The organism is Skermanella sp. (assembly GCF_059503625.1).
Map to the genome: position 1 here is coordinate 1 of NZ_JCACHA010000559.1, position 23,429 is coordinate 23,429.

General features: G+C 65.4%; 18 protein-coding genes and 1 pseudogene. 10 read left to right on the forward strand and 9 right to left on the reverse strand.

Annotated features, from left to right (window positions below):
* The 4 genes and pseudogenes from AC5JJ6_RS12185 to AC5JJ6_RS12200 form a co-directional block, all read left to right on the forward strand.
* The coding region (locus AC5JJ6_RS12185) for a GTP-binding protein (protein ID WP_496042290.1) at nt 1-339 on the forward strand (339 nt) is incomplete at its 5' end.
* 45 nt (nt 340-384) lie between these two features.
* Nucleotides 385-1,097: pseudogene (locus AC5JJ6_RS12190) on the forward strand (IS6 family transposase).
* 557 nt (nt 1,098-1,654) lie between these two features.
* Nucleotides 1,655-2,707, forward strand: coding sequence for a patatin-like phospholipase family protein (locus AC5JJ6_RS12195; protein ID WP_496042291.1), 1,053 nt, complete (start codon nt 1,655-1,657; stop codon nt 2,705-2,707).
* Nucleotides 2,708-3,023: 316 nt separating this feature from the next.
* Nucleotides 3,024-3,269 (forward strand): hypothetical protein, encoded by a 246-nt coding sequence (locus AC5JJ6_RS12200; RefSeq protein WP_496042292.1) that lies wholly within the window; start codon nt 3,024-3,026, stop codon nt 3,267-3,269.
* A 537-nt stretch (nt 3,270-3,806) separates the two neighbouring features.
* On the opposite strand, the gene AC5JJ6_RS12205 is transcribed toward AC5JJ6_RS12200, so the two are convergent.
* The 7 genes from AC5JJ6_RS12205 to AC5JJ6_RS12235 form a co-directional block, all read right to left on the reverse strand.
* Nucleotides 3,807-4,703 carry an NAD(P)-dependent oxidoreductase gene (locus tag AC5JJ6_RS12205; RefSeq protein ID WP_496042293.1) on the reverse strand — a complete coding sequence of 299 codons (897 nt, stop codon included), beginning with the start codon at nt 4,701-4,703 and terminating at the stop codon, nt 3,807-3,809.
* A gap of 168 nt (nt 4,704-4,871) precedes the next feature.
* Entirely contained in the window at nt 4,872-6,131 is a 1,260-nt protein-coding gene (locus AC5JJ6_RS12210; RefSeq protein ID WP_496042294.1) for a TRAP transporter large permease, read from the reverse strand.
* Nucleotides 6,128-6,649 carry a TRAP transporter small permease gene (locus tag AC5JJ6_RS12215; protein ID WP_496042295.1) on the reverse strand — a complete coding sequence of 174 codons (522 nt, stop codon included), beginning with the start codon at nt 6,647-6,649 and terminating at the stop codon, nt 6,128-6,130. Before AC5JJ6_RS12215 ends, AC5JJ6_RS12210 begins: the two co-directional genes overlap by 4 nt.
* A 38-nt stretch (nt 6,650-6,687) precedes the next feature.
* A complete protein-coding gene (locus tag AC5JJ6_RS12220) occupies nt 6,688-7,665 on the reverse strand; it encodes a TRAP transporter substrate-binding protein (protein WP_496042296.1) in 978 nt (325 codons plus the stop codon).
* Nucleotides 7,666-7,807: 142 nt separating this feature from the next.
* Nucleotides 7,808-8,839: a transketolase family protein gene (locus tag AC5JJ6_RS12225; protein ID WP_496042297.1), complete on the reverse strand. Its 1,032-nt coding sequence runs from the start codon at nt 8,837-8,839 to the stop codon at nt 7,808-7,810.
* The gene (locus AC5JJ6_RS12230) at nt 8,836-9,681 is read right to left on the reverse strand and encodes a transketolase (protein WP_496042298.1); all 846 of its coding nucleotides are present in this window, start codon (nt 9,679-9,681) and stop codon (nt 8,836-8,838) included. The genes AC5JJ6_RS12225 and AC5JJ6_RS12230 overlap by 4 nt, the downstream gene beginning before the upstream one ends.
* A gap of 121 nt (nt 9,682-9,802) precedes the next feature.
* Complete coding sequence (locus AC5JJ6_RS12235; RefSeq protein WP_496042299.1) at nt 9,803-10,552, reverse strand: SDR family NAD(P)-dependent oxidoreductase; 750 nt, start codon at nt 10,550-10,552, stop codon at nt 9,803-9,805.
* Nucleotides 10,553-10,752: 200 nt separating this feature from the next.
* Between AC5JJ6_RS12235 and AC5JJ6_RS12240 the strand changes: the two genes are divergently transcribed.
* Nucleotides 10,753-11,688: a LysR substrate-binding domain-containing protein gene (locus AC5JJ6_RS12240; RefSeq protein WP_496042300.1), complete on the forward strand. Its 936-nt coding sequence runs from the start codon at nt 10,753-10,755 to the stop codon at nt 11,686-11,688.
* Between the two features lie 188 nt (nt 11,689-11,876).
* Here AC5JJ6_RS12240 and AC5JJ6_RS12245 read toward each other — a convergent pair whose 3' ends face one another.
* On the reverse strand, nt 11,877-12,473 hold the full coding sequence (locus AC5JJ6_RS12245; RefSeq protein ID WP_496042301.1) for a TetR/AcrR family transcriptional regulator: 597 nt from the start codon (nt 12,471-12,473) through the stop codon (nt 11,877-11,879).
* A gap of 247 nt (nt 12,474-12,720) precedes the next feature.
* Between AC5JJ6_RS12245 and AC5JJ6_RS12250 the strand changes: the two genes are divergently transcribed.
* The 5 genes from AC5JJ6_RS12250 to AC5JJ6_RS12270 all read left to right on the forward strand — a co-directional run bounded on the left by AC5JJ6_RS12250 (nt 12,721) and on the right by AC5JJ6_RS12270 (nt 21,168).
* Nucleotides 12,721-13,248, forward strand: a complete 528-nt coding sequence (locus tag AC5JJ6_RS12250) for a (2Fe-2S)-binding protein (protein ID WP_496042302.1) — start codon at nt 12,721-12,723, stop codon at nt 13,246-13,248.
* Nucleotides 13,245-14,315, forward strand: a complete 1,071-nt coding sequence (locus AC5JJ6_RS12255) for an FAD binding domain-containing protein (protein ID WP_496042303.1) — start codon at nt 13,245-13,247, stop codon at nt 14,313-14,315. The genes AC5JJ6_RS12250 and AC5JJ6_RS12255 overlap by 4 nt, the downstream gene beginning before the upstream one ends.
* On the forward strand, nt 14,308-16,560 hold the full coding sequence (locus AC5JJ6_RS12260; protein WP_496042304.1) for a xanthine dehydrogenase family protein molybdopterin-binding subunit: 2,253 nt from the start codon (nt 14,308-14,310) through the stop codon (nt 16,558-16,560). The genes AC5JJ6_RS12255 and AC5JJ6_RS12260 overlap by 8 nt, the downstream gene beginning before the upstream one ends.
* 280 nt (nt 16,561-16,840) lie before the next feature.
* Nucleotides 16,841-18,031, forward strand: a complete 1,191-nt coding sequence (locus tag AC5JJ6_RS12265; RefSeq protein WP_496042305.1) for an efflux RND transporter periplasmic adaptor subunit — start codon at nt 16,841-16,843, stop codon at nt 18,029-18,031.
* Entirely contained in the window at nt 18,028-21,168 is a 3,141-nt protein-coding gene (locus tag AC5JJ6_RS12270) for an efflux RND transporter permease subunit (protein WP_496042306.1), read from the forward strand. Before AC5JJ6_RS12265 ends, AC5JJ6_RS12270 begins: the two co-directional genes overlap by 4 nt.
* 32 nt (nt 21,169-21,200) lie before the next feature.
* Here the strand turns inward: AC5JJ6_RS12270 and ngg are convergent, their stop codons facing one another.
* Entirely contained in the window at nt 21,201-22,967 is a 1,767-nt protein-coding gene (ngg, locus tag AC5JJ6_RS12275) for an N-acetylglutaminylglutamine synthetase (RefSeq protein WP_496042307.1), read from the reverse strand.
* Between the last annotated feature and the right edge of the window lie 462 nt (nt 22,968-23,429).

Consider the following 23,429-nt stretch of genomic DNA (forward strand, 5'->3'; position numbering starts at 1 on the left):
GTCGATCCGGACGTGTCCAAACGCACCCGGATGGACGGCATCGTCACCGTCGCCGATGCCCGCCATCTGGCCCAGCGTCTGGACGACAGCCACGAGGCGCAGGAGCAGATCGCCTTCGCCGATGTCATACTGCTCAACAAGATCGACCTTGTGGACGAAGCCGACATCGTGGTGCTGGAGCACCGTATCCGGTCGATGAACCCGTTCGCGCGCATCCGGCGGACCGAACGATGCTCCGTGGCGCTGGACGAGGTGATCGGGCTCGGCGCCTTCGACCTCGACCGCGTCCTGGCGATGGAGCCGGGATTCCTGGGCGAGGACGAGGCACCGTCAACTTGAGCGCTGGGGCTTGCGGAGGCGGGTGGCCGCGGGTATGGGACGGGGATGACGACGCCTTCTGCTCCTTCCTACGCCGGCTACCGGTTCCCTGCTGAAGTGATCAGCTACGCGGTCTACCTCTACTTCCGCTTTCCGTTGAGCCTTCGGATGGTGGAGGAGATGCTGGCGGTGCGCGGGATCGAGGTCAGTCATGAAACCGTGCGCAAATGGGGTTTGAAGTTTGGCCGCGAGATTGCCAACGGCATCCGCCGACGCCGGCCACAGGGCGGCGACAAGTGGCACCTCGACGAGATGGTCGTGACGATCGCGGGCAAGAAGCACTATCTCTGGCGCGCGGTCGACCAAGACGGCTTCGTGCTCGATGCCCTGGTCCAGAGCCGACGCGACAAGAAGGCGGCCAAGCGGCTGCTGGGCAAGCTCCTGAAGAAGCAAGGCCGGCTCCTCGCGTCATGGTGACCGACAAGCTGCGTTCCTACGGCGCGGCGAAGAAGGAGATCATGCCCGGCGTCGAGCATCGCCAGCACAAGGGGCTCAACAACCGGGCTGAAAACTCACACCAGCCAACAAGGCGACGAGAACGGCAGATGAAGCGGTTCAAGTCGGCCCGCCACGTTCAGCGCTTCGTCTCGATCCACGACCCCATCGCCAACCTCTTCCACTTTCCTCGCAACCAACTCACCGCCGCCGACTATCGCACCGCCCGCGCCCAGACTTTCGAGGACTGGACCGAGATCACCGGCGCCCGGCTGGCTACCTAGTCACAGACCAGGGTTGAGCCCAAGCCCGCAAGCTGCCCCACCGCAGTCAGACGCCAATCAAGTTGACGGTGCCCTACGAGGAGTTCGTCAGGGGATGGAAGCCACAGGGACCTAAACGATCTCCTATCCCAGAAGCAAAAACCGGTGGTCCGTGAGTTGCCTGGCTGGCAAAAAACAACAAGCTAGGTTTTGGACCGGTAAAAGCAGTCTGGCTTCAAGATGGATGAAAGCGCCACGTCGTGCCCAGAGGTATTCATGCTTTGAAAGCCGAAAAACGACCTGCTTTTCTCAAGCTGAGTGTGCGACGAGCTGGATTTTGCTGTGCAAAAGGGATTTTCAACTTCATCCGTATCGGTGCTGATCCGCATGGTCGAGTACCCTGGCAAATCGGCGTGCTCGCGCCGCGTCTGACTTTTCGGTAGCAGGACAGGGAACATCCGGCAGTCCAGCTCGCCTGACCGCGGACGGTTGACGGGATACGGCCTCCTGCCTGCCTCTCGATGCAGGAACTTCCCGGCGCCTAGACGAGTTTCGACACCAGTGCAACAGGGTACATCATGAACTCCATATCCGTCTCCAATACTGATGGCGCCAGTTCGAACGTGGCTCTTGTTCTGAGCGGCGGCAATGCGCTCGGATCCTTCCACGCCGGCGTTTACGAGGAGATGCTGATCCAGGGTATACAGCCGCACTGGATCGTCGGTGCTTCGGTAGGGGCGATTACCGGCGCCATCCTCGCCGGTAATCCAACCGGGCGGCGGCTGGAGAGGCTTCGTCAATACTGGGATGAGGCAAGCCAGGCTGGTTTTTGGACAAAACCACCCAGCAGCCCGCGGCTGCGTGAGCTGTACAATGCCTCCCATATCTTCAACGCCACCGCCTTTGGGCGCCCTGGTATCTACCGGCACAGTTTCCCCGGCGCCCTTTCCATGCTGCCATGGATGCCCAATGATCTTTCTCTTTATGACCAGAGACCTTTGCGCGGAACACTGGAGCGTCTGGTGGATTTCGATCTGCTGAACCGTGCCGATGTCCGACTGTCATTCGTCTGCATAGATGTAGAGACCGGAGAAGAGGTCTGGTTCGAGAATACGCGCGGCCGCATCGAACCCCAACACCTTCTGGCCGCGGTGGCGCTGATGCCGGTATTCCAGCCCATCGAAATCGATGGGCGATTGCTTTGCGATCCCGGTGTCCGCAACAACCTTCCGGTCGATCATGTCCTTGCCAATCCTCCAGCCCAGGATCTGATCTGCTTTGCCTCGGATCTGCACAGTCCAAGAGGTAAGCGGCCGTCCTCCCTGGACGCGGTGTATCAACGCAGTGAGGACATCGTCTTTGCGAGCCAGGGACACCGGGCTATCGCCGCTCTGCGGCGCGAGTACGCGTTGCGGCAGCGGTGGGAGCCGGCGGGCTCTTCGGTGACACTCGTCCACTTTGCTTATCAGGCGCCGGAACCCGAGCTTGCCGGCAAGCTCTTCGACTTTTCTCCGGGGTCGATCCGGGATCGCTGGACATCAGGACGGCGGGAGATGGAGAAGGCCTTGACCATGCTCGCTTCGCAACCAAGGACGGGCGAGCGCTTTAGCTATCTATCAAGAATGCCCTAAGACCCGGCGCTCTCGGGAGGGCGCTGACAATAAGGTCTCATGCCGCCCTTACAAAAGACTGGCTCCGGATTTCAGTCTTCTTCTGTCTGGTTATCCTGTTGCGGTCCTCTGGCCTGCAATGCGTATCGCTGCCGCCGGGAAGCTTGAGCCGCAATCCAGATCAACACGGCAAACGTCGCAATCCCCGCCCGTAACAGCAGTCTTTTCGGACATTTCTCGCGAGTAAAGTTTTCGCTACAGCTACCTGGGAGAGAAATCGGCGCTGGCCAGCCCGGCGTCCGGAGCGATGACCGGATAGCGGAGCAGGGGAGGGGCCATGACGGACGACGAGATTTTTACCGCGGCAGCAGGGCAGGGGCTGGTGGTGTCGACCGGCATCCTCGGCGACCTTGTGCTGCCCGCCGGCGCCTTCGATCCTGACCGCGCCGACGAGATCCGCGAGCTTGCCGCCCAGGCCGCCGTCTACGCCACCCAGGCGAGCGGCCGGGCACGCTACGCGCCTATCGCTCTGCCTGGCGCCAGTACAATGCCTGGTGCGTCCGCCTCGGCCTGCCGGCGCTGAGCGGCGATCCCCTGTTCGTCGGCCTGCGCGCCGGCGGCGTGATGACGGCCACCCGTCTGTCGGACAAGGCGGTGGTCCGGCTGGTCAAGGACACCGCCAAAGCCCTCGGCGACGGCGATCCGGGGTTGAGGGAAAAACTTTCGGCCACCTCGCTATCGGTGCCCGGCGCTCCTATTCCACCCACAGCCTGCGCGCCGGGCTCGCCACCGCGGCGGCCGAGGCGGAGGCCCAGCTCCACGACGTCATGCGCCAGACCCGCCACAAGTCGGTCGAGGTCGCCCGCCGCTACATGCGCTCATCCGACCTCTGGCGCAACAACGTCACCGAGAAGGTCAGGCGTCAGACCTGAATACGGGGAAGCGGTGCAACAGCTAAAGCAAAGTTGGGATCGCAGGGAAACGATGACACACCCTGGGCGGCTGCGCCCGCCCAAGTCGCTTCGGCCTGTCGTTCGATCGTATGGTTCATGGTCGCACAAGGGATTTTTCCCATTCCCGGAGGATGTCGCCGGTGGCGATCCTTCCTTTGGATCGGCGTCTAGTTCCCTGACGGGAGATCGCCGGTTCCGTTCATCACGTGGTATGTGCGGATCACCTGGCTGTCATCGGCACCCCCGTCGCCGCGTCCGGAAGTGGCGAGGAAGAGCTGGTAGGCCACGGCGGCCAGCGGCAGCGCCACCTTTGCGTCACGGCCCGCTTCGAGTACGATGCCGAGGTCCTTCACGAAAATGTCGACGGCGCTCGTAATTTCGGGATCGGCCATGAGCATGCGCGGTCCACGGTCCTTCAGCATCCAGCTCGACGCCGAGGAGCCGCTCATGATCTCAAGCAGGACGCCCAAGTCCACGCCCTTCCTGACAGCGAGCGCGAAGGCTTCGGCGACTACCGCAATGTGAACCCCACAGAGCAGCTGATTGACGGTCTTGACCGTGGCACCCTGTCCCGGCTCCTCCCCTACGTGGTAGACCTTGTCACCCATGGCCTTGAGGATGGGGTTGACGACCTCGAAAACCGACCGGCGCGCCGCCGCCATGATCGTGAGCGTGGCGCCAACGGCGCCGACGACGCCGCCCGAGACGGGGCAGTCCACGAACCCTCGGCCCGTGGCCTCGACCCGCGCGGCGAGATCCGTCACGGCTTCCGGCGGACAGGTCGCCATCAGCGCCACGATACCGCCAGGCGCCAGCCGGTCCAGGGCTCCGTCGGTGAACAGCACCGTTTCGGCCTGGGCCGCGTTCACCACCATGAGCACCAAGGCATCGGCTTCATGCGCCGCATCGGCGGCTGTGCCGGCTCCTGTCCCCCCGGCATCTTCGAGCAGCCCGATGGCGTCGGTCCGCAGGTCGAATCCCCGCACGCCGAAGCCTGCCTTCAGCAGGTTGCAGGCCATGGGCAGGCCCATGGAGCCAAGGCCGATGAATCCGATCGTCGTCATGTCACTCCTCCCTTTATGTTTGATTGAGCAAGTTTCTTTAGCTGATTGAATTCGGCAAACAGCCGAAGTAATGGAGCGGGTGTCCGGAAGGCGTCGTTCCTGGACACCCGGAACATCGGAACCCACCAAGGGGATCCGGGGCCCTCTACGGCTCTTACGCCCGGCGCCTCAGTACAAGGTGAATGCCGGTACGTAGGACACCAAGCCCAGGACCACCAGAGCCACGAGGTAGAAGGGCCAGAGCTCCCGAACGATGGCGCCGATCGGCTCCCGCGCTATCGCGGCCGCGATGAACAGCGTCGTTCCGATCGGCGGCGTGAACAGCCCGATGCTAAGGTTCACCGCCATCATGATACCGAGCTGGATGGGGTCTATGCCGATCGCCGTGCCTACCGCGACAAAGGTCGGACCCAGCAGCAGGATGGCCGCCGGCAGGTCGAGGAACATGCCGACCACGAGCATGATCACATTCATGGCCAGGATGATCAGCCATGGCTCCTGCAGGACATTCTGAGCATACTGCGCCACGGTGTTGGGAATAGCCTCCATGATCAGCACGTAGCCAACCAGGTTGGAAGCCGCGATCACCAGCATGACGACACCCGTGGTGACGACCGTCCCGACCAAAGCCCCATAGACGCGTTTGATCGTCAGGTCACGATAGATCAGCATGCTGACCAGCAGCGCGTATGCCACAGCGATGACGCTCACCTCGGTCGGTGTCGCGATGCCGAGGCGCAACAGAGCCAGGATGAAGACCGGCATCAGGAGTGCCGGCAGCGCCGTGAATGTGGCATTCAGGATGTCACGCCCGGTTACCCTTTCGGTCAGCAGTGGGAAGTTGCGCACACGTCCGCTGACGTAGCAGACAAGCATCATGCCCGCCGCCAGCATCAGTCCAGGCAGGATCCCCGCCAGGAACAGCGAGGCGATCGATGCGTTGGAGACCGCGGCGTAGAGGATCAGCGGGATCGAGGGCGGGATCAGTCCCGCGATCACGGCCGAGGAGGCGGTCGTGGCGGCGCCGAAGGCGCCGGGATACCCCTCCCGCTTCTGCCAGGGGATCAGCATGGTTCCCAGGGCCGACGCCTCGGCGACTGCGGAGCCCGAGACTCCGCCGAAGATGGTGGAGCCGACGACCGTTACCTGGGTCAGGCCGCCAGGAAAGCGTCCGACCAGCAAGGCCGCGAAGCGGACCAGCTTCTGACCGAGCGTCCCGCTCATCATCAGAGCGCCCGATAGGATGAAGAAGGGAATCGCCAGCAGCGGGAAACTCTGCGTCGGCTGGAACAATTTCACGACGGCGATGACAGTCGGCACGGACCCGAGCGTCAGAACAGCGGCGCCCGAACTGATAACGAGCGCGTAACCGACCGGAAACGACAGGAGCAGCAGGACGGCGAAGACCGCAACCATTACCAGTGTCATAGCTCTTCCTCCGCGATGTGGGCCCGTACCGACAGTGGGTCCTCAGCCATGAGAAGCCGCAGGAAGGTGGTGACGGCGGTCAGGCCGACACCGACGAACCCGACGATGAGCGAAAGGTATGCCCAGCGCGCAGAGACTCCGGTGACCGGGTACACCTCGGTCCCCGTGATCTCGATGACGGCGAGGCCGATATAGGCCAGATAGAAGAAGGTGGCAGTCACGACCACCTGCATGACGAGAAGGAGCGTCCGGGCCGCGCTGCGTCCGAGTGCGCCCAGGACCAGCGTGACGGAGATATGCGCTCCGCGCTGCGCGGCCAGGACGATCCCGGCCATGACCAGCCAGGGGAAAAGGAGGTTCGGCATCTCCGACGGCCACCCCAGCCCTTGGGTCGTCAGGTAGCGGACGACGACCTCGGCCATGAGCGATAGGAACAGGGATACCAATGCCCCGATGGCGATGACGGTGGCGGCGACGGCGATGACCGTGTCCACCCCCTGGATGATGGAGGCGGACAAGCCCGCGCCTCTCATCTCCTGTTCGTGAAGAATATCCATTACTGCTTCGCCGCGCCGGCTTCTTTCCGGACCAGGGCCACCAAGTCCGGGAACTGAGCCTGCCACTTGTCGTAGACGGGCTTCGTCTTGGCCGCAAATGGAGCGGGATCGATGGTGTTGAACTTGACGCCGGCCTCTTCCATCTTGCCGCGCAGCTCGTTGTCGGCCTTCTGCGACATCTCCCGGTTCAGCTTGCCCGCCTCGGCCGCGGCTTCGAGCACCGCCTGCTGATCGGCCTTCGGCATGGTGCTGAAGACCACCGCACTGGCGAACAGCGGCGTCGCCTCGTACTTGTGGGCGGTCAGGGAGATGAACTTCTGTACCTCGTGCAGCTTCGAGGACCAGATGTTCATCAGCGGGTTCTCCTGGCCGTCCACGACACCTTGCTGGAGCCCGATGTACAGTTCGGAGAAGGCCATCGGCGTCGGGTTGGCGCCGAGCGCCTTGAAGATGTCCACCGTCATGGGATCGGGCGGCGTGCGGACCTTGACGCCGGCCAGATCCTCGGGCTTTTCGACCGGGCGTACGTTGTTGCTGGTGTGCCGGATGCCGTTGTCCCAGAGGGCGAGCAGGATCAGACCCTTCGCCTTGGCATCGGCGGCGAGCTGCTCGCCGACCGGCCCGTCCAGCACCTTCCAGGCCTGCGGCAGATCCTGGAACAGGAAAGGCAGGCCCAGCACCGCGAACTGAGGGATCACCCCAGAGGTCGAGCCCTGCGAATTAGCGCTGAAGGCCATAGTCCCGAGGCGCATGCTGGTCAGCGCCTCGACGTCGTCGCCGTACTGGGCGCTGCCGCCGACCTCGATCTTGACCCGGCCAGAGGTCTTCTGGGCCACCAATTCTGCGAATTTCAGGGACGCTTCCGCCTTGGGATTCCCAGGCGCCGCGTTGTGGGCAAGCCGCAGGACCTGCTGGGACCAGGCCGGGGCTGCCACGAGGGTAGCGCCGACTGCCAGTGCGGCAAGTAGATGTTTCATCGTTTCCTCCAGTTATTGGTCTTAGGGTTCGCGCGCGAAAACGGACCCGGATCTGTTCGGCGCTTCGCGCGCGTTGTTTCAACGGTCACTGAAAATGCTGATTACCGACCAGGTGTCGTACTGAACGATGCTGCTGCCTGGTCTAGAGCCAGCCCTTGATGGTCGTCGTCATGGCCTCGGCCGAGATGCCGTACCGGTCGTGAAGTGTCGGCAGGGCACCGGCGAGCAGGAACTCGTCCGGCAGGCCGATGTGCCGGAACTTCGGGGTCACGCCGGAACGGAGCAGCAGGCCGGCGACGGCCTCGCCGAGACCGCCGATGACGGTGTGGTTTTCGGCGACCACCACCATGCGTCCGGTGCGCGCGGCTTCCCGCAGGATCGTCTCGCCGTCCAGCGGCTTGATCGTCCCGACATGCAGCACCGCCACGTCCACCTTGTCGGCCTCCAGCGACTTGGCGACTTCCAGGGCGCGCATGGTCATGATGCCGGAGGAGATGACGAGCACGTCGGCGCCGTCGCGCAGCATCTTCGCCTTGCCGATCTCGAACTGGTAATCGTACTCGTCGAGCACCAGCGGTACGTGGCCGCGCAGCAGGCGCATGTAGACGGGACCCTGATGGGCGACCATGGCGGGCACCGCCTGTTCGGTCTCGAGCGCGTCGCAGGGATCGAGCACGGTCATGTTCGGCATGGCGCGGAACAGCGCCAGATCCTCGGCCGCCTGGTGGCTCGGCCCGTAGCCGGAGGTCAGGCCCGGCAGGGCGCAGGCCAGTTTGACGTTGAGGTTCTCCTCGGCGATGGTCTGGTGGATGAAGTCGTAGGCCCGGCGCGAGGCGAACACCGCGTAGGTCGTCGCGAAGGGTATCGCTCCCTCGTGCGCCATGCCGGCCGCGGCCCCCATCAGCAGCTGCTCGGCCATGCCCATCTGATAGTAACGGTCGGGGTGGGCCTTGGCGAAGATGTGCAGGTCGGTGTACTTGCCGAGGTCGGCGGTCATTCCGACGATCTCCGGCCGGCTCTTCGCCAGTTCGGCCAGGGCGTGGCCGAAGGGCGCCGGCTTGGTGCGCTGGCCCTCGGCGGCGATCGAGGCGATCATCGCCGAGGTCTTCAGGCGCGGCTTGGGGCTGGCGCCCTCGTTGGTGTCGATGTTGGCAGTAGTGTTTGCGGTGCTCATGCTGTCCTCCCGGCGGCGAGAGCCTCGAGGGCCATCTGCCATTCGTGCTCGTCGACGCGGATGAAGTGGTTCTTCTCGCGGGCTTCCAGGAACGGGACGCCCCGTCCCATCCGGGTATCGCAGACGATCATGCGGGGCTTCGGCTCGGCATGGTCGCGGGCGGCGTCGAAGGCGGCGCGAACGGCATCGATGTCGTTGCCGTCGATGCGCTGGACGAACCAGCCGAAGGCCTGCAGTTTGTCCACCAGCGGCTCGAAGGCCATGACCTGTGTCGAGGGTCCGTCGGCCTGCTGGTTGTTGACGTCGATGATCCCGATCAGGTTGTCCAGCTTCCAGTGGGCGGCCGACATGATGGCTTCCCAGACGGAGCCCTCGTCCAGCTCGCCGTCGGAGAACAGGGTGTAGACGCGGGACGGCGAGCCCTTGCGCTTCAGTCCCAGGCACATGCCGACGCCGATCGACAGCCCCAGCCCCAGCGATCCGCCGGACATCTCCATGCCGGGCGTGTAGGCGGCCATGCCCGACATCGGCAGGCGGCTGCCGTCGCTGCCGTAAGTCTCCAGCTCCTCCTCCGGCACGATGCCGGCCTCGATCAGGGCCGCGTAGAGGGCGATGGCGTAGTGGCCGTTCGACAGCAGGAAACGGTCGCGCTCTTCCCAGTGAGGATCCTCCGGGCGATAGCTCATGGCGTGGAAATACGCCGTGGCCAGCACGTCGGCGATATCGAGCGCCTGGCCGATGTAGCCCTGGCCCTGAACCTCGCCCATCAGCAGCGCGTTGCGGCGGATGCGGTAGGCGCGTTCGGCCAGGTCCACGTTGTGTCCAAGTGGATTAGTCTGCACAGTTATCTCCAGCATCGTCGGTGTCGGGGCACGGTCATGCGCTCGCGCACGGGCACGGGCATCAGCCGTAGCGACACATGGGTGAATGACGGGGCGGCCGGGCAGTGCCGGCCACCGCTCCCTAATGGATCAGCATGCCGCCGTTGACGTCGATGGTGGCGCCGGTGGTGTAGGAGGACAGGTCCGAGGCCAGGAACAGGCAGGCCCTGGCGACATCCTCGGCATTGCCCAGGCGGCTGAGCGGAATGCCCTTGATGATTTCGGCCTTGAGATCGTCGGTGAGCTTGTCGCCGGTGATGTCGGTCTGGATCAGGCCAGGAGTGACCGAGTTGACCCGGATACCGTCCGGACCCAGTTCGCGGGCCATGGCCTTGCCGAGACCCAGCACGCCGGCCTTGGCGGCGCTGTAGTGCGGCCCGCCGAAGATCCCGCCGCCGCGCTGGGCCGAGACCGACGACATGTTCACGATGGAGCCCGAATGCTGCTTGCGCATCTGCGGGATCGCGGCCTGGCTCATGTAGAGCGTGCCGCGAAGATTGACGTCGAGAACAGCGTCGTAGTTCCCAGGCGCGATCTCCATGAACTTCAGCGGCTGCGTGATGCCGGCATTGTTGACCAGCACGTCGATTCGTCCGAATTCGCCGACCACGCGCTCGACCGCGGCGATGCAGGCGTCCTTGTCGGTCACATCGCAGGCGATGCCGCGATGGGCACTCCCTAGCTCGGATGCGGCAGCACTGGCCTGTTCCTCACTCAGATCGAGAATAATCGAGCGGCCGCCATGCAGGGCGAACAGTTTGGCGGTTGCGCGTCCAATGCCGCGCGCCGAAGCAGCCCCAGTGATCACGCAGACCTTGTTAGCAAGAAGCATTTCCTCACCTCATATTCTATTGTGTACTTAGCGATTTCATTGCACGTTTTACGGTGAAATCCTCGTATTTTATTTTGAGGACACTGGGAATTTGCTTTGCCCCAGGTGCCAATCGCTGAGATAAAATGTAAATGCTTGTGGTTAATCTCTCAAACGAATAAAATCAGCTATTGATGAACTCAGTTCATGTGTATGCCGCAATGCAAAACAGGGTCTCTATTAAATCGATTCAAGCATTTGAGGCTGCCGCACGACTTGGTTCCTTCGCAGTTGCGGCAGAAGAATTGGCCGTTACACCGTCCGCGGTAAGCCATCAGGTGAAGCTGCTGGAAGCGCAGTTGGGAATCGCTTTGTTCAACCGGGTTCACCGCGCCGTTGTCCTGACGGAAGCGGGCCGGCACTACGCCGCCGAGATCATCGCCGCCTTCGCCCGCATCGAAGCCGCCACGCGCAACGTTGCCGTGGCAGGCATCAGTGCCGTCATGACCGTCCATTCGACACCGAGTTTCGCGTCGCAGTGGCTGATGAGAAGGCTGGCTCACTTCGGGGAGGCGCATCCGGAATTGGACATCCGGCTGCATGCATCCCTGATCCCGGTCGACCTCGGCCAGGGCGACGTCGATGTCGATATCCGTTATAATCCCGGTCCACCTTCGGCCGGCAGCGTCATGGTCTCCTTTCCGGATGATATAATCGTCCCGATGTGCTCGCCAGCGCTGGCCAACGGAACCAAGCCGATCCGCCGGCCGGACGACCTCGCCCGGCACACGCTGATCCATTCCGAGGTCACGGTCCTCGGCTGGCGCGACTGGGCGCGCCGTCATCGCAAGGTGCGCCTCGACCTGGAGAGGGGGCCGCGCTTCGACCGCTCCTTCATGGCGATCAGCGCCGCCGTGGACGGACTCGGTGTCTGCCTGGACAGTCTGTTGCTGGCCGAACAGGAACTCCGGACCGGAAAGCTGATCATCCCGTTCGCCGGAGACATCATGACGGTCCAGGGGCATGGCTTCGCGACGCTGCGTTCGAAGGCCGACCTCCCCAACATCAGGAATTTCCGCGAATGGCTCTTCGATGAACTGGCGGCGACCCACGCCTGGGCCAACCGGTTTATTGCGACCGGACTGTCAAATCCCTAGTTCATCCCGTCGCAATCCTTTGCCCATCTGATGGGCATCGGATCGAAGGTTCTCCCCTCATGGCAGCATGACGGGATGGACCACGGGAAACAGGATGCCCGTCATCGCCCGGACCCGGTTGAGTGCCGCAATGGCGGCTCTATGGATCGACTGTAATGGACCCGTGGGCCTTGCCGCCCCGACGCCGATCAGGACGGCTTTCCGTCGGGTACCCTGCACAGCCCGTCGACGAAGACGTCGACCAGCCGGAGCACGCTGGCCTGCCAGCCCGGCTGGTCGTGCATGTAGCACATGCCCACCAGGGCGCGCAGAAGGTCTTCCGGGCTGATATCGGCCCGAACCTCTCCGGCCGCCACGGCCCGGTCCAGCAGCTCTCGAACCGCCTTGGTCAGCCGGTCGAACGTATAGGCGGAGAGGTCGGAGGAGCTGTGCGCAACGATCGCGAGCGCTACCGACATGCCCTTCTTGGTCGCGACGAACTCCACGTTGGAGCGCATCCAGATCCGCAGCGCCTCAGCAGGAGCCGCGTCCACCTTCAACTGCTCGGCCAAGTTGGCGAGATGCTCCACCTCGCGGCGGTAGACGGCCTCGAACAAGGCTTCGCGGGTCGGGAAATGCCGGTACAGCGTACCGATGCCGACACCGGCACGCCTTGCCACGGCTTCGAGGCTCGCATCGGGGCCGCCGGCGTTGAAGACCGCTTTGGCAGCCTCCAGGACGCGCTCGCGGTTCCGAACCGCATCTGCGCGGGGCCTCCTCGGCGTCCTGCCGGAACAATCTTCCATTCTGCCCGCCCTCTTAACCTTCTCCGCCTTCTCCCCTTGCAAAACGGAGGAACCCTCCGTATAGTTTTTGCAGTGAGTACCGATGCTGGGCGCACCCGTTATTAAAGCGCATCCCTGAAGATGTCCAACCCGCGGAAGGCTTCCGCGGCATCGTCGTACGGCGCCAAGCTGGCCGCAAACTCATTTACCCATACATACAGCATCGTGACGGTACCACGGCCTATAGAAACTCTCATCGGAGGACCGCATGAGCCTATCAGTTTCCCTTACCGTGAATGGTACGGTGCGAGAAGTGGTGCTGGACGACCCAAGGGTCACGCTGCTCGATCTCCTCCGCGAGCGCCTGGACCTGACCGGAACCAAGAAGGGTTGCGACCGCGGACAATGCGGCGCGTGCACGGTGCTCGTCGATGGGCGAAGGATCAATTCCTGCCTCGCTCTTGCGGTCAGCCATGACGGCGCCGACGTCCTGACGATCGAGGGTCTCGCGCAGGGCGACGAACTGCACCCCGTTCAGGCCGCCTTCATCGCCCATGACGGCTTCCAATGCGGGTTCTGTACGCCGGGCCAGATCATGAGCGCGGTCGGCCTGATCCAGGAAGGGCAAGCCGGCGACGACCCGGAGCGCGTGCGCGAGGGCATGAGCGGCAATCTCTGCCGATGCGGCGCCTACGCCGGGATCACGGAGGGCGTCATCGAAGCACAGAAAATTCTGGCCGGACAAAACTTGGCTGAGCAGAACTTGGCCGAAATCGAGCGGAAGCAAGTTGTATGAACATCTTCGACTTCGTCAAGCCCGCCACGATCACGGACGCCGTCGCCGCGGCCTCGGAACCGGGAGCCGCCTACCTGGCGGCCGGCACCAATCTTCTGGACCTGATGAAGGGGGGCGTCACCCGGCCGAGCCGCCTGGTCGACGTCAACCACCTCCCCGGGCTCGACCGGATCGAGCACCTGCCAGACGGTGGCGTGCGGATCGGCTCCCTCGTCCGCAATGCCGATCTGGCGCATGACCCGGACTTTGCGCGGCGGTTCCCGGCGGTTGCGGAAGCGCTGCTGTCGGGCGCTTCGCCCCAGCTCCGCAACGCTGCGACGGCCGGCGGCAATCTCCTCCAGCGGACTCGGTGCGCGTATTTCTACGACGTCGCGAGTGCGTGCAACAAACGCCATCCGGGCTCCGGCTGCGATGCCCGTGGCGGCGAGAACCGGCTTCATGCCGTGCTGGGATGGAGCGAGGACTGCATCGCGACGCACCCATCCGACTTCTGCGTTCCGCTCGTCGCTCTCGACGCCGTGGTGGAGGTCGAGGGCAGGGCAGGGCGTCGTGAGATCCCGCTCGAAGGCTTCCATCGCCTGCCTGGAAACACGCCGGAGCACGAGAGCGCGCTGGAGCCGGGCGAGTTGATCGTCGCCCTGCGCCTGCCGGGCGGGGCGGCCGGCTTTTCCGCGCATGCCCGCTATCTCAAGGTCCGCGAGCGCACCTCCTACGCCTTCGCGGTCGTGTCGGCTGCCGCAGCCCTGAAGCTCGACGGTGGAACGATCGGGGAAGCGCGGATAGCGCTGGGCGGCGTCGCCCTGAAGCCTTGGCGGAGCCGGGCCGCGGAGGAGGTGTTGGCCGGCGCGATCCCGGATGCCGCCGTCTTCCGCGCCGCCGCCGAGGCGGCGCTCGCGGATGCCAGTCCGTCCGGTGACAACGCCTTCAAGATCGAGCTCGCGCGGCGGATCATAACGCGCGCACTCACGCTGGCGGCAGCCGGAACGCCCGAACGCGTGCCCGCACTGCCGGCCTCTCCCTTCGCATCAGGTACCGCTTCAGGTTCGGGAGTCCATCTGCATGTCTGAGATCCCCCTCACCCAGGCTCCGGCTCATGTTCGGCACGGATCCAGCATCGGTCAGCCGCTCACCCGCCGGGACGGAATTCTCAAGGTCACGGGCGGCGCCCGCTACGCGGCCGACAACCACCCGCCTGAGATGCTTTACGCCGTGGTGGCGGTCAGCAGCATCGCGCGCGGCCGGGTTGCCTTCCTTGACGTCGCAGCCGCCAAGGCGCATCCGGGCGTGATCGAGGTGATGACGCCGGACAACAGACCGCCGCTTGCCAAGGATCCGGACGCAAGGACCAATCCCTTCGCCTTCCGGCTCGACGTTCTGCAAAACGACAAGGTCCGCTACGCGAACCAGCCGATCGCGGTGGTGATCGCCGGGACGCTCGAGGCTGCAACGGAAGGCGCGGCGCTGCTGGCGCCCCGGTACGAGGCCGAGCCGGTCCGTGCCGACCTCGACGCGGACGGGAGCTTCACCCCGCCGACCGTCGGCGTCGGCAATCCGGGCGAAGCGCATCGGGGCGACGTTCAGGCCGGTCTCGCCCAGGCTTCCCGGCGGATCGACGCCACTTACGAAACGCCGGCACAGTATCACAATGCGATGGAGCCGCACGCGATCGTGGCAGTCTGGGACGGTGATAGGCTCTCGATCGACATGCCGACCCAGGGTCTGGCGATGACCCAGGGGCGTCTGGCGGAACTGTTCGGACTGCCGGTGGAGAACATCCATATCCGCAGCCGCTTTCTGGGCGGCGGCTTCGGGTCCAAGGGCGGGGTGTCCGGACCTCAGGTCCTCGGCATCCTGGCGGCTCGCCTGACCGGCAGGCCGGTGAAGCTGGTGCTGCGGCGGGAGCAGATGTTCGGCCCCGTGGGCCATCGCGCGCCGACCCGGCAGACGCTGCGCGTGGGCACCGACGGCGACGGCGTGCTGACCGCGCTTTCCCATCACACGAAGACCACCTCGAGCACCTTCGACGATTTCTTCGAGCCGGCCTCCGATGTCTCGCATACGCTGTATGCGAGCCCGTCGATCGCCACATCCCATGAGGTCGTCCGGCTCGACACGGGTACGCCGCTGTTCATGCGCGCACCCGGCGAGGCGACGGGCTCGATCGCACTGGAGAGTGCTATCGACGAAATGGCGGAGGCCTGCGGGATGGACCCTCTGGCGTTCCGTCTCAGGAACTATGCCGAGGTCGAGCCGATTTCCGGCAAGCCGTTTTCCTCGAAGGCGCTGCGTGAGTGCTACGCGCAGGGTGCCGAACGCTTCGGCTGGGCGCTGCGTCCGCTGGCGCCCCGGCAGATGCACGACGACGACGGACGCCTTGTCGGCTGGGGCATGGGCACCGCGACCTTCCCGGCCCTGATGTTCCAGGGTCAGGCTCGGGCCGTTATCCGCAGCGACGGCACCGGGGTCATGGAGACCGGGGCGCATGACATGGGGCAGGGTGCAGGGACCGCCCTGGCGCAGATCGCCGCCGACAGCCTGGGCCTTGAGCTTGACGAGGTCGAGTTCAGGTCCGGGACATCCGACCTGCCGGACGCCGGGATAGCGGGCGGCTCGGCGCATACCGCGACCGTCGGCATGGCGATCCACGACGCGGGCGCGGATGCGGTCGCGAAGCTGGCCGACCTTGCGACAGGCGACCAGCGCTCGCCGCTGTTCGGCGCCGGGAACACCGGCGTCGTGGCGCGGGGTGGCCGGCTGTTCCGGCGCGACGACGAGAGCAGAAGCGAGAGCTATGCCGACATCCTGGCCCGCGCCGGGCTGGCGGAGATCGAGGGCCGCGGTAAAAGCGCTACCGATCCGGCCGCACAACCATCCTATGCCAAGCATGCGCACGGGGCCGTTTTCGCAGAGGTCAAGGTCGATCCCGACTTCGGCCAGATCCGCGTGACGCGCCTGGTCGGCGCCTTCGCGGCCGGACGGGTCATCAATCCCCGGCTGGTGCGCAGCCAGTACTACGGCGGCATGATCTGGGGCATATCGTTCGCTCTGCACGAGAAAGCCGTGATGGACTTGCGATCCGGCCGTCCGATGAACCCGAACCTCGCCGAATACCACATTCCCGTGAACGCCGACGCTCCGTCGCTCGAAGCGATCCTGGTCGAGGAACACGATCCGCACGTGAACGCGCTGGGCATCAAGGGGGTTGGCGAAATCGGCATTACCGGAACGGCGGGCGCCATTGCGAACGCAGTCTGGCATGCGACCGGAAACCGGATACGGCAGTTTCCGATCACCCTTGACCGCCTGTTATAGATCGGCATCCGAGCTACGGTCGACGCCGAGACGGGGATCAGCAATGTGCTCCGGGAAAGCCGATCATCTTCCAGGCGGCCATGTCCTTGTTGCCGCCTTCGGTCGGGTCGGATCCAGCCCTTCGCCCGGATGGGGCGGCCTTGCCCACAACCGCCTGCCGGTCTCCCGCGCAGGCGTCCTTCTCGTCACGCTGACATAGGCCCGTGTCATATGGACGACTGCGCTGTTAGGGGCATGAAATTCGAGCCTCTTTCATCCCAGCCGGAGAGAAGCGCCCAAGATGCCGTCACGCGACCATCGTGCTCCCGCGATACCTTGCCGTCCCTTCGCGCTTCAGCATTCCGGCTGGAAGGCGATAGCCGCCTCGATCGTCCTGCTGTCGTCTCATGCGGCCCTGGCGCAGACGGCGCCCGGAAGCGGACCTCCCCCGGCGGTGACGACCGTCGCGGTGGAAGCGCGCGACATAGCACCGACCACCGAGTTCATCGGACGGGTCGAGGCTATCCAGTCCTTCGAGGCACTCCCCAGGGTCGAGGGCTTCCTTCGTGAGGTTGCCTTCTCGGACGGCCAGGACGTCAAGGCCGGCCAATTGCTCTACACGATCGAGCCGGCCCCGTACGAGGCGGCGCTGGCTTCTGCCCGCGCCCAGGTATCGCGGGCGAAAGCCAACCTGCTCCAGGCCCAGGCCAACTATCAGCGAACCGAGGAACTGCGCGGGCGCGGCAACGTCAGCGAGGCGCAACTGGACGAGGCTACCGCGGCGCGCGATGTCGCACAGGCCGACGTGCTCGCGGCCCAGGCCGCCGTCCAGACCGCCGAGCTGAACCTGGGTTATACGCGGATCGCGTCGCCCATTGACGGCCGCATCGGCGTGACGGCCGTGACCGTCGGCAATCTGGTCTCCCCCGGCTCCGGTCCGCTCGCCAACGTCGTACAGCTCGATCCCATCCGCGTCGTCTTCTCGGTCAGCGACCGCGATCTCCTGGCGGTCCGGCAACAGTACGAAGGGCTGTCCCCGCAGGAACTGGTCAAGCGCTACGTGCCGAAGCTGAGGCTTCCGAACGGCGGCGAGTACCGTGAGGAGGGCCGCGTCGAGTTCGTCGACAACCGCGTCGATCCGGCGACCGGCACCATCGCCGTCCGCGCCGTCTTCCCCAATCCGCAGCAGACCCTGCTGCCCGGCCAGTTCGTAACCGCCCTGATCCGTCCCGAACGGTCGGAGCGCCGCCCGGTGGTCCCGGTCGCCGCCGTTCAGCAGGACCGCGAAGGACATTTCGTCCTGGTTCTGGACCAGCAGAACCGCGTCGGTCAGCGCCGCATCCAGGTGGGGCCGCAGATCGAGCAGGCCTTCGCCGTGGAAAGCGGCTTGCAGGAGGGTGAAACGGTGATCCTGGGAGGTGTCCAGAAGGTCCGGCCGGGCATCACGGTCCAGCCCTCGCCGGCGTCCGACCAGACGGCGTCCCAGCCATGATCTCGGCTCTCTTCATCCGGCGGCCCAACCTCGCCATCGTCATTTCCCTGGTGATCGTGCTGGCGGGATTGCTGGCGCTCCGGGTCATCCCGGTAGCACAGTTCCCGCCGATCACGCCGCCGACGGTTCAGGTAACGGCGAGCTATCCCGGCGCCAACGCCCAGGTCGTCGCCGAAACGATCGCGGCGCCGATCGAGGCGCAGGTGAACGGCGTCGAGAACATGATGTACATGAACTCGACCAGCACCGACACGGGCGCCTACACGCTGACGGTGACCTTCGACATCGGCACCGACCCCGATATCGCGACGGTCAACGTGCAGAACCGGCTGTCGCTGGCGACGCCTTCCCTGCCTTCTGAAGTGACGCGCCAGGGCGTCACCGTGCGGCAGCAGTCGCCCAACATGCTGATGGCGGTCAACATCTTCTCGCCCGACGCCCGCTACGATCCGATCTTCATCAGCAACTATGCCAGCATCAACCTGCGCGACGCCATCGCCCGCGTCGAAGGCGTCGGCGAAGCGCAGGTGATGGGGTCCCTGAACTACAGCATGCGGATCTGGATGGACCCGGACCGCATGACGGCGCTGGGCGTCACGGCGCCCGAGGTGGTCGGCGCCATACAGCAGCAGAACGTCCAGGCATCCGCCGGGCAGATCGGCGCGCCGCCGGCCCCGGCCGGCCAGCAGCAGCAGTTGACCATCCTGGCGGAGGGACGCCTGAGCGACGTCGACGCCTTCCGCAACATCATCGTCCGCACCAATACCAACGGCGCCGTCGTTCGGGTGGGCGATATCGGGACGGTCGAGCTGGGCGCGCAGACCTACGGTTCACGCTCCAAGCTGAACGGCCAGCCCGCCGCGACGCTGGTGGTGTATCAGGCGGCCGACGCCAACGCGCTGAACGTCGCCCAGTCGGTCGAAGCGGAGCTGGAACGGCTGTCGCAGCGTTTCCCCGAGGGACTGGACTACGCCGTCGTGTTCGACACCACGCGCTTCGTCAACGCCACGATCGAGGAAATCGTGCTGACGCTGGCGATCACCTTCGCGCTGGTGGTGGCGGTGACGTATCTGTTCCTCCAGGACTGGCGCTCGACCCTGATCCCGACGCTGGCCATTCCGGTGTCGCTGATCGGCGTCTTCGCGGTGCTGCTGGCCGCCGGCTACAGCGCCAACACGGTCACGCTGTTCGCCCTGATCCTGGCGATCGGCCTGGTGGTTGACGATGCGATCGTGGTGGTCGAGAACGTCCGCCGGGTGATGGAGGAGGAGCCCGAGCTTTCCTCGGCCGAAGCGGCGAAGCGGGCGATGGCGCAGGTCACCGGCCCCATCGTCGCCTCCACGCTGGTCCTGGCCGCCGTCTTCGTGCCGGTGGCCTTCCTGCCGGGCATCACCGGCCAGCTCTACCGCCAGTTCGCGGTGACGATCTCGGTATCGTTCCTGATTTCCGGCATCAATTCGCTGACCCTGAGCCCGGCCCTGTGCGCCTTGCTTCTGCGCCCGACGGAAATGTACCGGCGCGGTCCGTTCGCGGTCTTCAACCGGCTGCTCGACCGCACGCGCGACGCCTATGGCCGGCTGGTGGCCGGCGGCAGCCGGTGGCTGGTCGTGTCGATCGCGCTTTTCCTGGCCGTCGGCCTGGGGGCCGGCCTGCTGATGCGGGCACTTCCCTCCGCCTTCCTGCCGGCGGAGGACCAGGGCTATTTCTTCGTCAACGTCCAACTGCCGAGCGCCGCCGCGCTGGAGCGCAGCGACGCCGTGCTGGAGGACGTGCAGCGCATGATCCGCGAGACGCCGGGCGTCGACAACGTCATCGCCATATCGGGCTTCAGCCTGCTGAGCGGAGCGGGTTCCAACGTCGGCCTGGTGATCGCGACGCTGAAGCCATGGGAGGAGCGGAGCGATCCGGCCGAACAGGTCGGCGGCCTGCTGGCGCGTCTTCAGCCGCAGCTCGCCGCCATCCCGCAGGCGACCATCTTCGCCTTCAATCCGCCCAGCATCCCCGGCGTCGGTGCTACCGGCGGCTTCGATTTCAGGCTTCAGGCGCTGGGCGGGCAATCGCCGCAGGAACTGGCGTCCACCCTGCGCGGCCTGCTTGTCGCGGCCAACCAGAACCCCATGCTGCGCGCCGTGTTCAGCACCTACAGCGCCGAGGTTCCCCATCTATTCCTGGAACTCGACCGGACCAAGGCGGCGTTGCTGGGGATCACGCCGGGGGACGTGTTCACGACGCTCCAGGCGCATCTCGGCTCTCTGTATGTCAACGACTTCAATCTGTACGGCCGCGTGTTCCGCGTCATGGTCCAGGATCAGGCGCGCTTCCGCGACGAAGCGAATGCGATCGACCGGCTGCATGTCCGGGCATCCAGCGGAGAACTGGTCCCGATCCGCAGCATCGCGACCATCCGCAACGTGCTGAGCCCCGATGCCATCGGCCGCTACAACCAGTTCACCGCCGCTTCCGTGAACGGCCAGCCCGCCCCCGGCGCCAGTTCCGGCGATGCGCTGGCCGCGATGACCCAGGTGGCGAACGATACGCTGCCGGCCGGGTACGGATTCGAGTGGTCGGGAGTTTCGCTCCAGGAGGTGGAGACGGGAAACCAGACGGTGATCGTGTTCGGACTGGCGATCCTGTTCGCCTACCTGTTCCTGGTCGCCCAGTTCGAAAGCTGGATCGTGCCCTTGTCCGTGGTTCTGTCGGTCGCGGTCGCGGCGGCCGGGGCGGCGGCGGGGCTATGGCTCACCGGCATTCCGGTCGATATCTATGCGCAGATCGGCTTCGTCCTGCTGATCGGCCTTGCCGCCAAGAACGCGATCCTGATCGTCGAGTTCGCCCGGACCCGCCGGGAGCATGGATTGCCGATCATCGAAGCGGCCGTGGAGGGCGCGCGGACGCGCTTCCGCGCCGTGCTGATGACGGCCATCGCCTTCATCCTCGGGGTGGTGCCGCTGCTGGTCGCGACCGGAGCGGGGGCCGCGAGCCGCCGGTCGATCGGGACGACGGTGTTCAGCGGCATGATGGCTGCGACCATCGTCGGCATCGTGTTCGTGCCGATCCTGTTCACCCTGTTCGAACGCGTAAGCGAGCGCTTGACCCGGCGCGGCGACCGGCGGCACAAGGCGGCGCCGGCGGAGTGACGCGAAACCGCGTCCCCTCCGCCGGCATGCCGTCAAACCGCCGTCTGGGGGAACAGCAGGTCGATGAAGCGCTGGGCGGTCGGCTGCGGCTCGTGATTGGCGAGGCCGGGCCGCTCATTGGCCTCGATGATCACGTAGGCCGGGCCGGCAGGGTCGGGCACGAGGAAGTCGAGCCCGACCACCGGGATCGCGAGCGCCCGCGCCGCCGTCACCGCCGCCTGCGCCAGCGCGGGGTGGAGCACCGCCGTCACGTCGTGCAGCGTGCCGCCGGTGTGCAGATTAGCCGTCTTCCGAACGAACAGCCTTTCGCCCTCGGGTAGAACGTCGTCCAGGGCATAGCCGTGGCAGCGCAGGCACCGCTCGGTTTCCGCGTCCAGTGGTATCCGGCTCTCGCCCCCGGTGGCGGCGGCGCGCCGCCGGCTCTGCGCCTCGATCAGCCGGGCGATCGTGTGCTCGCCGGTGCCGGTGATTTCGGCGGGCCGGCGGATGGCCGCCGCCACGACCTTGTAATCGATCACCACGATGCGCAGGTCCTGGCCCTCGACGAACGCCTCGATCAGCGCCGTGTCGGCATGCGCCCGCGCCGCCGCCACGGCCTGCTCCAGCACCTCGGGCGTGCGGATATCGACCGTGATGCCCTTGCCCTGTTCGCCGCGCGCCGGCTTGACCACCACGCGGCCGTGCCCGGCCAGAAAAGCGGCGTCGTCCGCCGGGCTGCCGGCGCGGCGCTGCGCCGGAACCCTCAGTCCCGCCTTCTGCAGAACCCGCCGGGTGACGGCCTTGTCGTCGCACCGGCTCAGGGCTATGGCGCTGGTCAGCTCGGACAGACTTTCCCGGCAGGCGATCGATCGGCCGCCGAAGCTGAGCCGGAAATAGCCGGTCTCGGCATCGAGCACCTCCACGGCGATGCCGCGCCGGCGGGCTTCGCTGATGAGGATCGTCGCGTAAGGATTGAGCGGCTGTTCCGGTCTAGGACCCATGAACAGCTTCTCGTTGATGGCATTGCGCATTTTCATCGAGAACACCGGAATGCGCCTGAATCCCAGCTTTTCATAAAGCGCTATGGCGCCGGCGTTGTCGTGCAGCACCGAGAGGTCCATGACGGCGCGGCCCCTCATCCTGAAGTTCTCGGCCATCGCGCGCACCAGGCACTCGCCGATACCGGGATAAAGCGCCTGGGGATCGGTCGCCAGGCACCACAGGGAGGATCCGTTTCCCGGATCGCCGGCGGCCTCGACATGGTCGATCCCGCTGACGGTGCCGATCACGCGGCCGTCCCGGCCGTCCACCGCGATCAGGTGCGTCAAGTGCCGACAGTCACGGTGCGCCATCAGGAAGTCGTCGGGGGTTGGCAGCATGGCGCGGGCGGCTTGGATACGGTTGACCTGACGGGCCTGTTCGGCCGTCTCGAGCGGCTGCACCGTGAAGCAGGCGGGCACCCTCCCGCCGGGGGACGGCGCGCCGAGATCCAGCCTGAAGGTGTGCGAGGGATCGAGGAACAGGTTCTGGGGGGCCAGGGCCAGCATGACATGGGGATCATCGAGATACATCGCGATGTCGCGCTGTCCCGGCTGTTCGTCCCGCAGGGCCGCGACGACATCGGCGGGATCGCCGAAGGTCTGGCCCAGGATCAAGCGTCCCCAGCCGCACTCCACCGCCACGCTGGTCCGCGGCGTGACGTCCGGTTCCAGCCGCCGTGACGTCGGAGGGAGATACTCGGAAAGCGCCCTGATCGGCGGCTTGAAACGGTGCCGGCGCGGGCGGGACAGGGTTTGTTGATTTTCAAGGGCTGCCGTCACGGTCGCTCAACTCCTCAAAGGAGGAAGGGAGGCCGGCAAGGGTCGAGGCCGTGCTATAGGAGCACTCTCCCCCACGCCCCTCCTTTCCTCACGCCTCCGATCCCCAGGTGGGTCAGAGTGATGAATTCAGGGGCTGTTTCAACACGCCAACGCCCAAGATATCACCATTTCCTAATGGAAGTTTTTCCTTGATGTGCAAATCGCTCTATTCGACGGGCATTCGTGAGTAACCGGTGGATTTATATAATTAGAGAAATGAGATGTTCTGCTGGTGGAGGTGTTGAGCCCGCAGGATCGAACGCGGAGAGGCAGGATGCCGCTAAGTGCGTCGGCACAGTGAAGGGGAAGACCGGATGCACGCTTCGACGCCCAAGGGCACCGCCGGCCGAGCCGCCAAGGGAGCCGTAGTCGCCATGCCGAAGCGGACCAGGTTCGCCAACACGCGTTCGGGTTTCGACTATC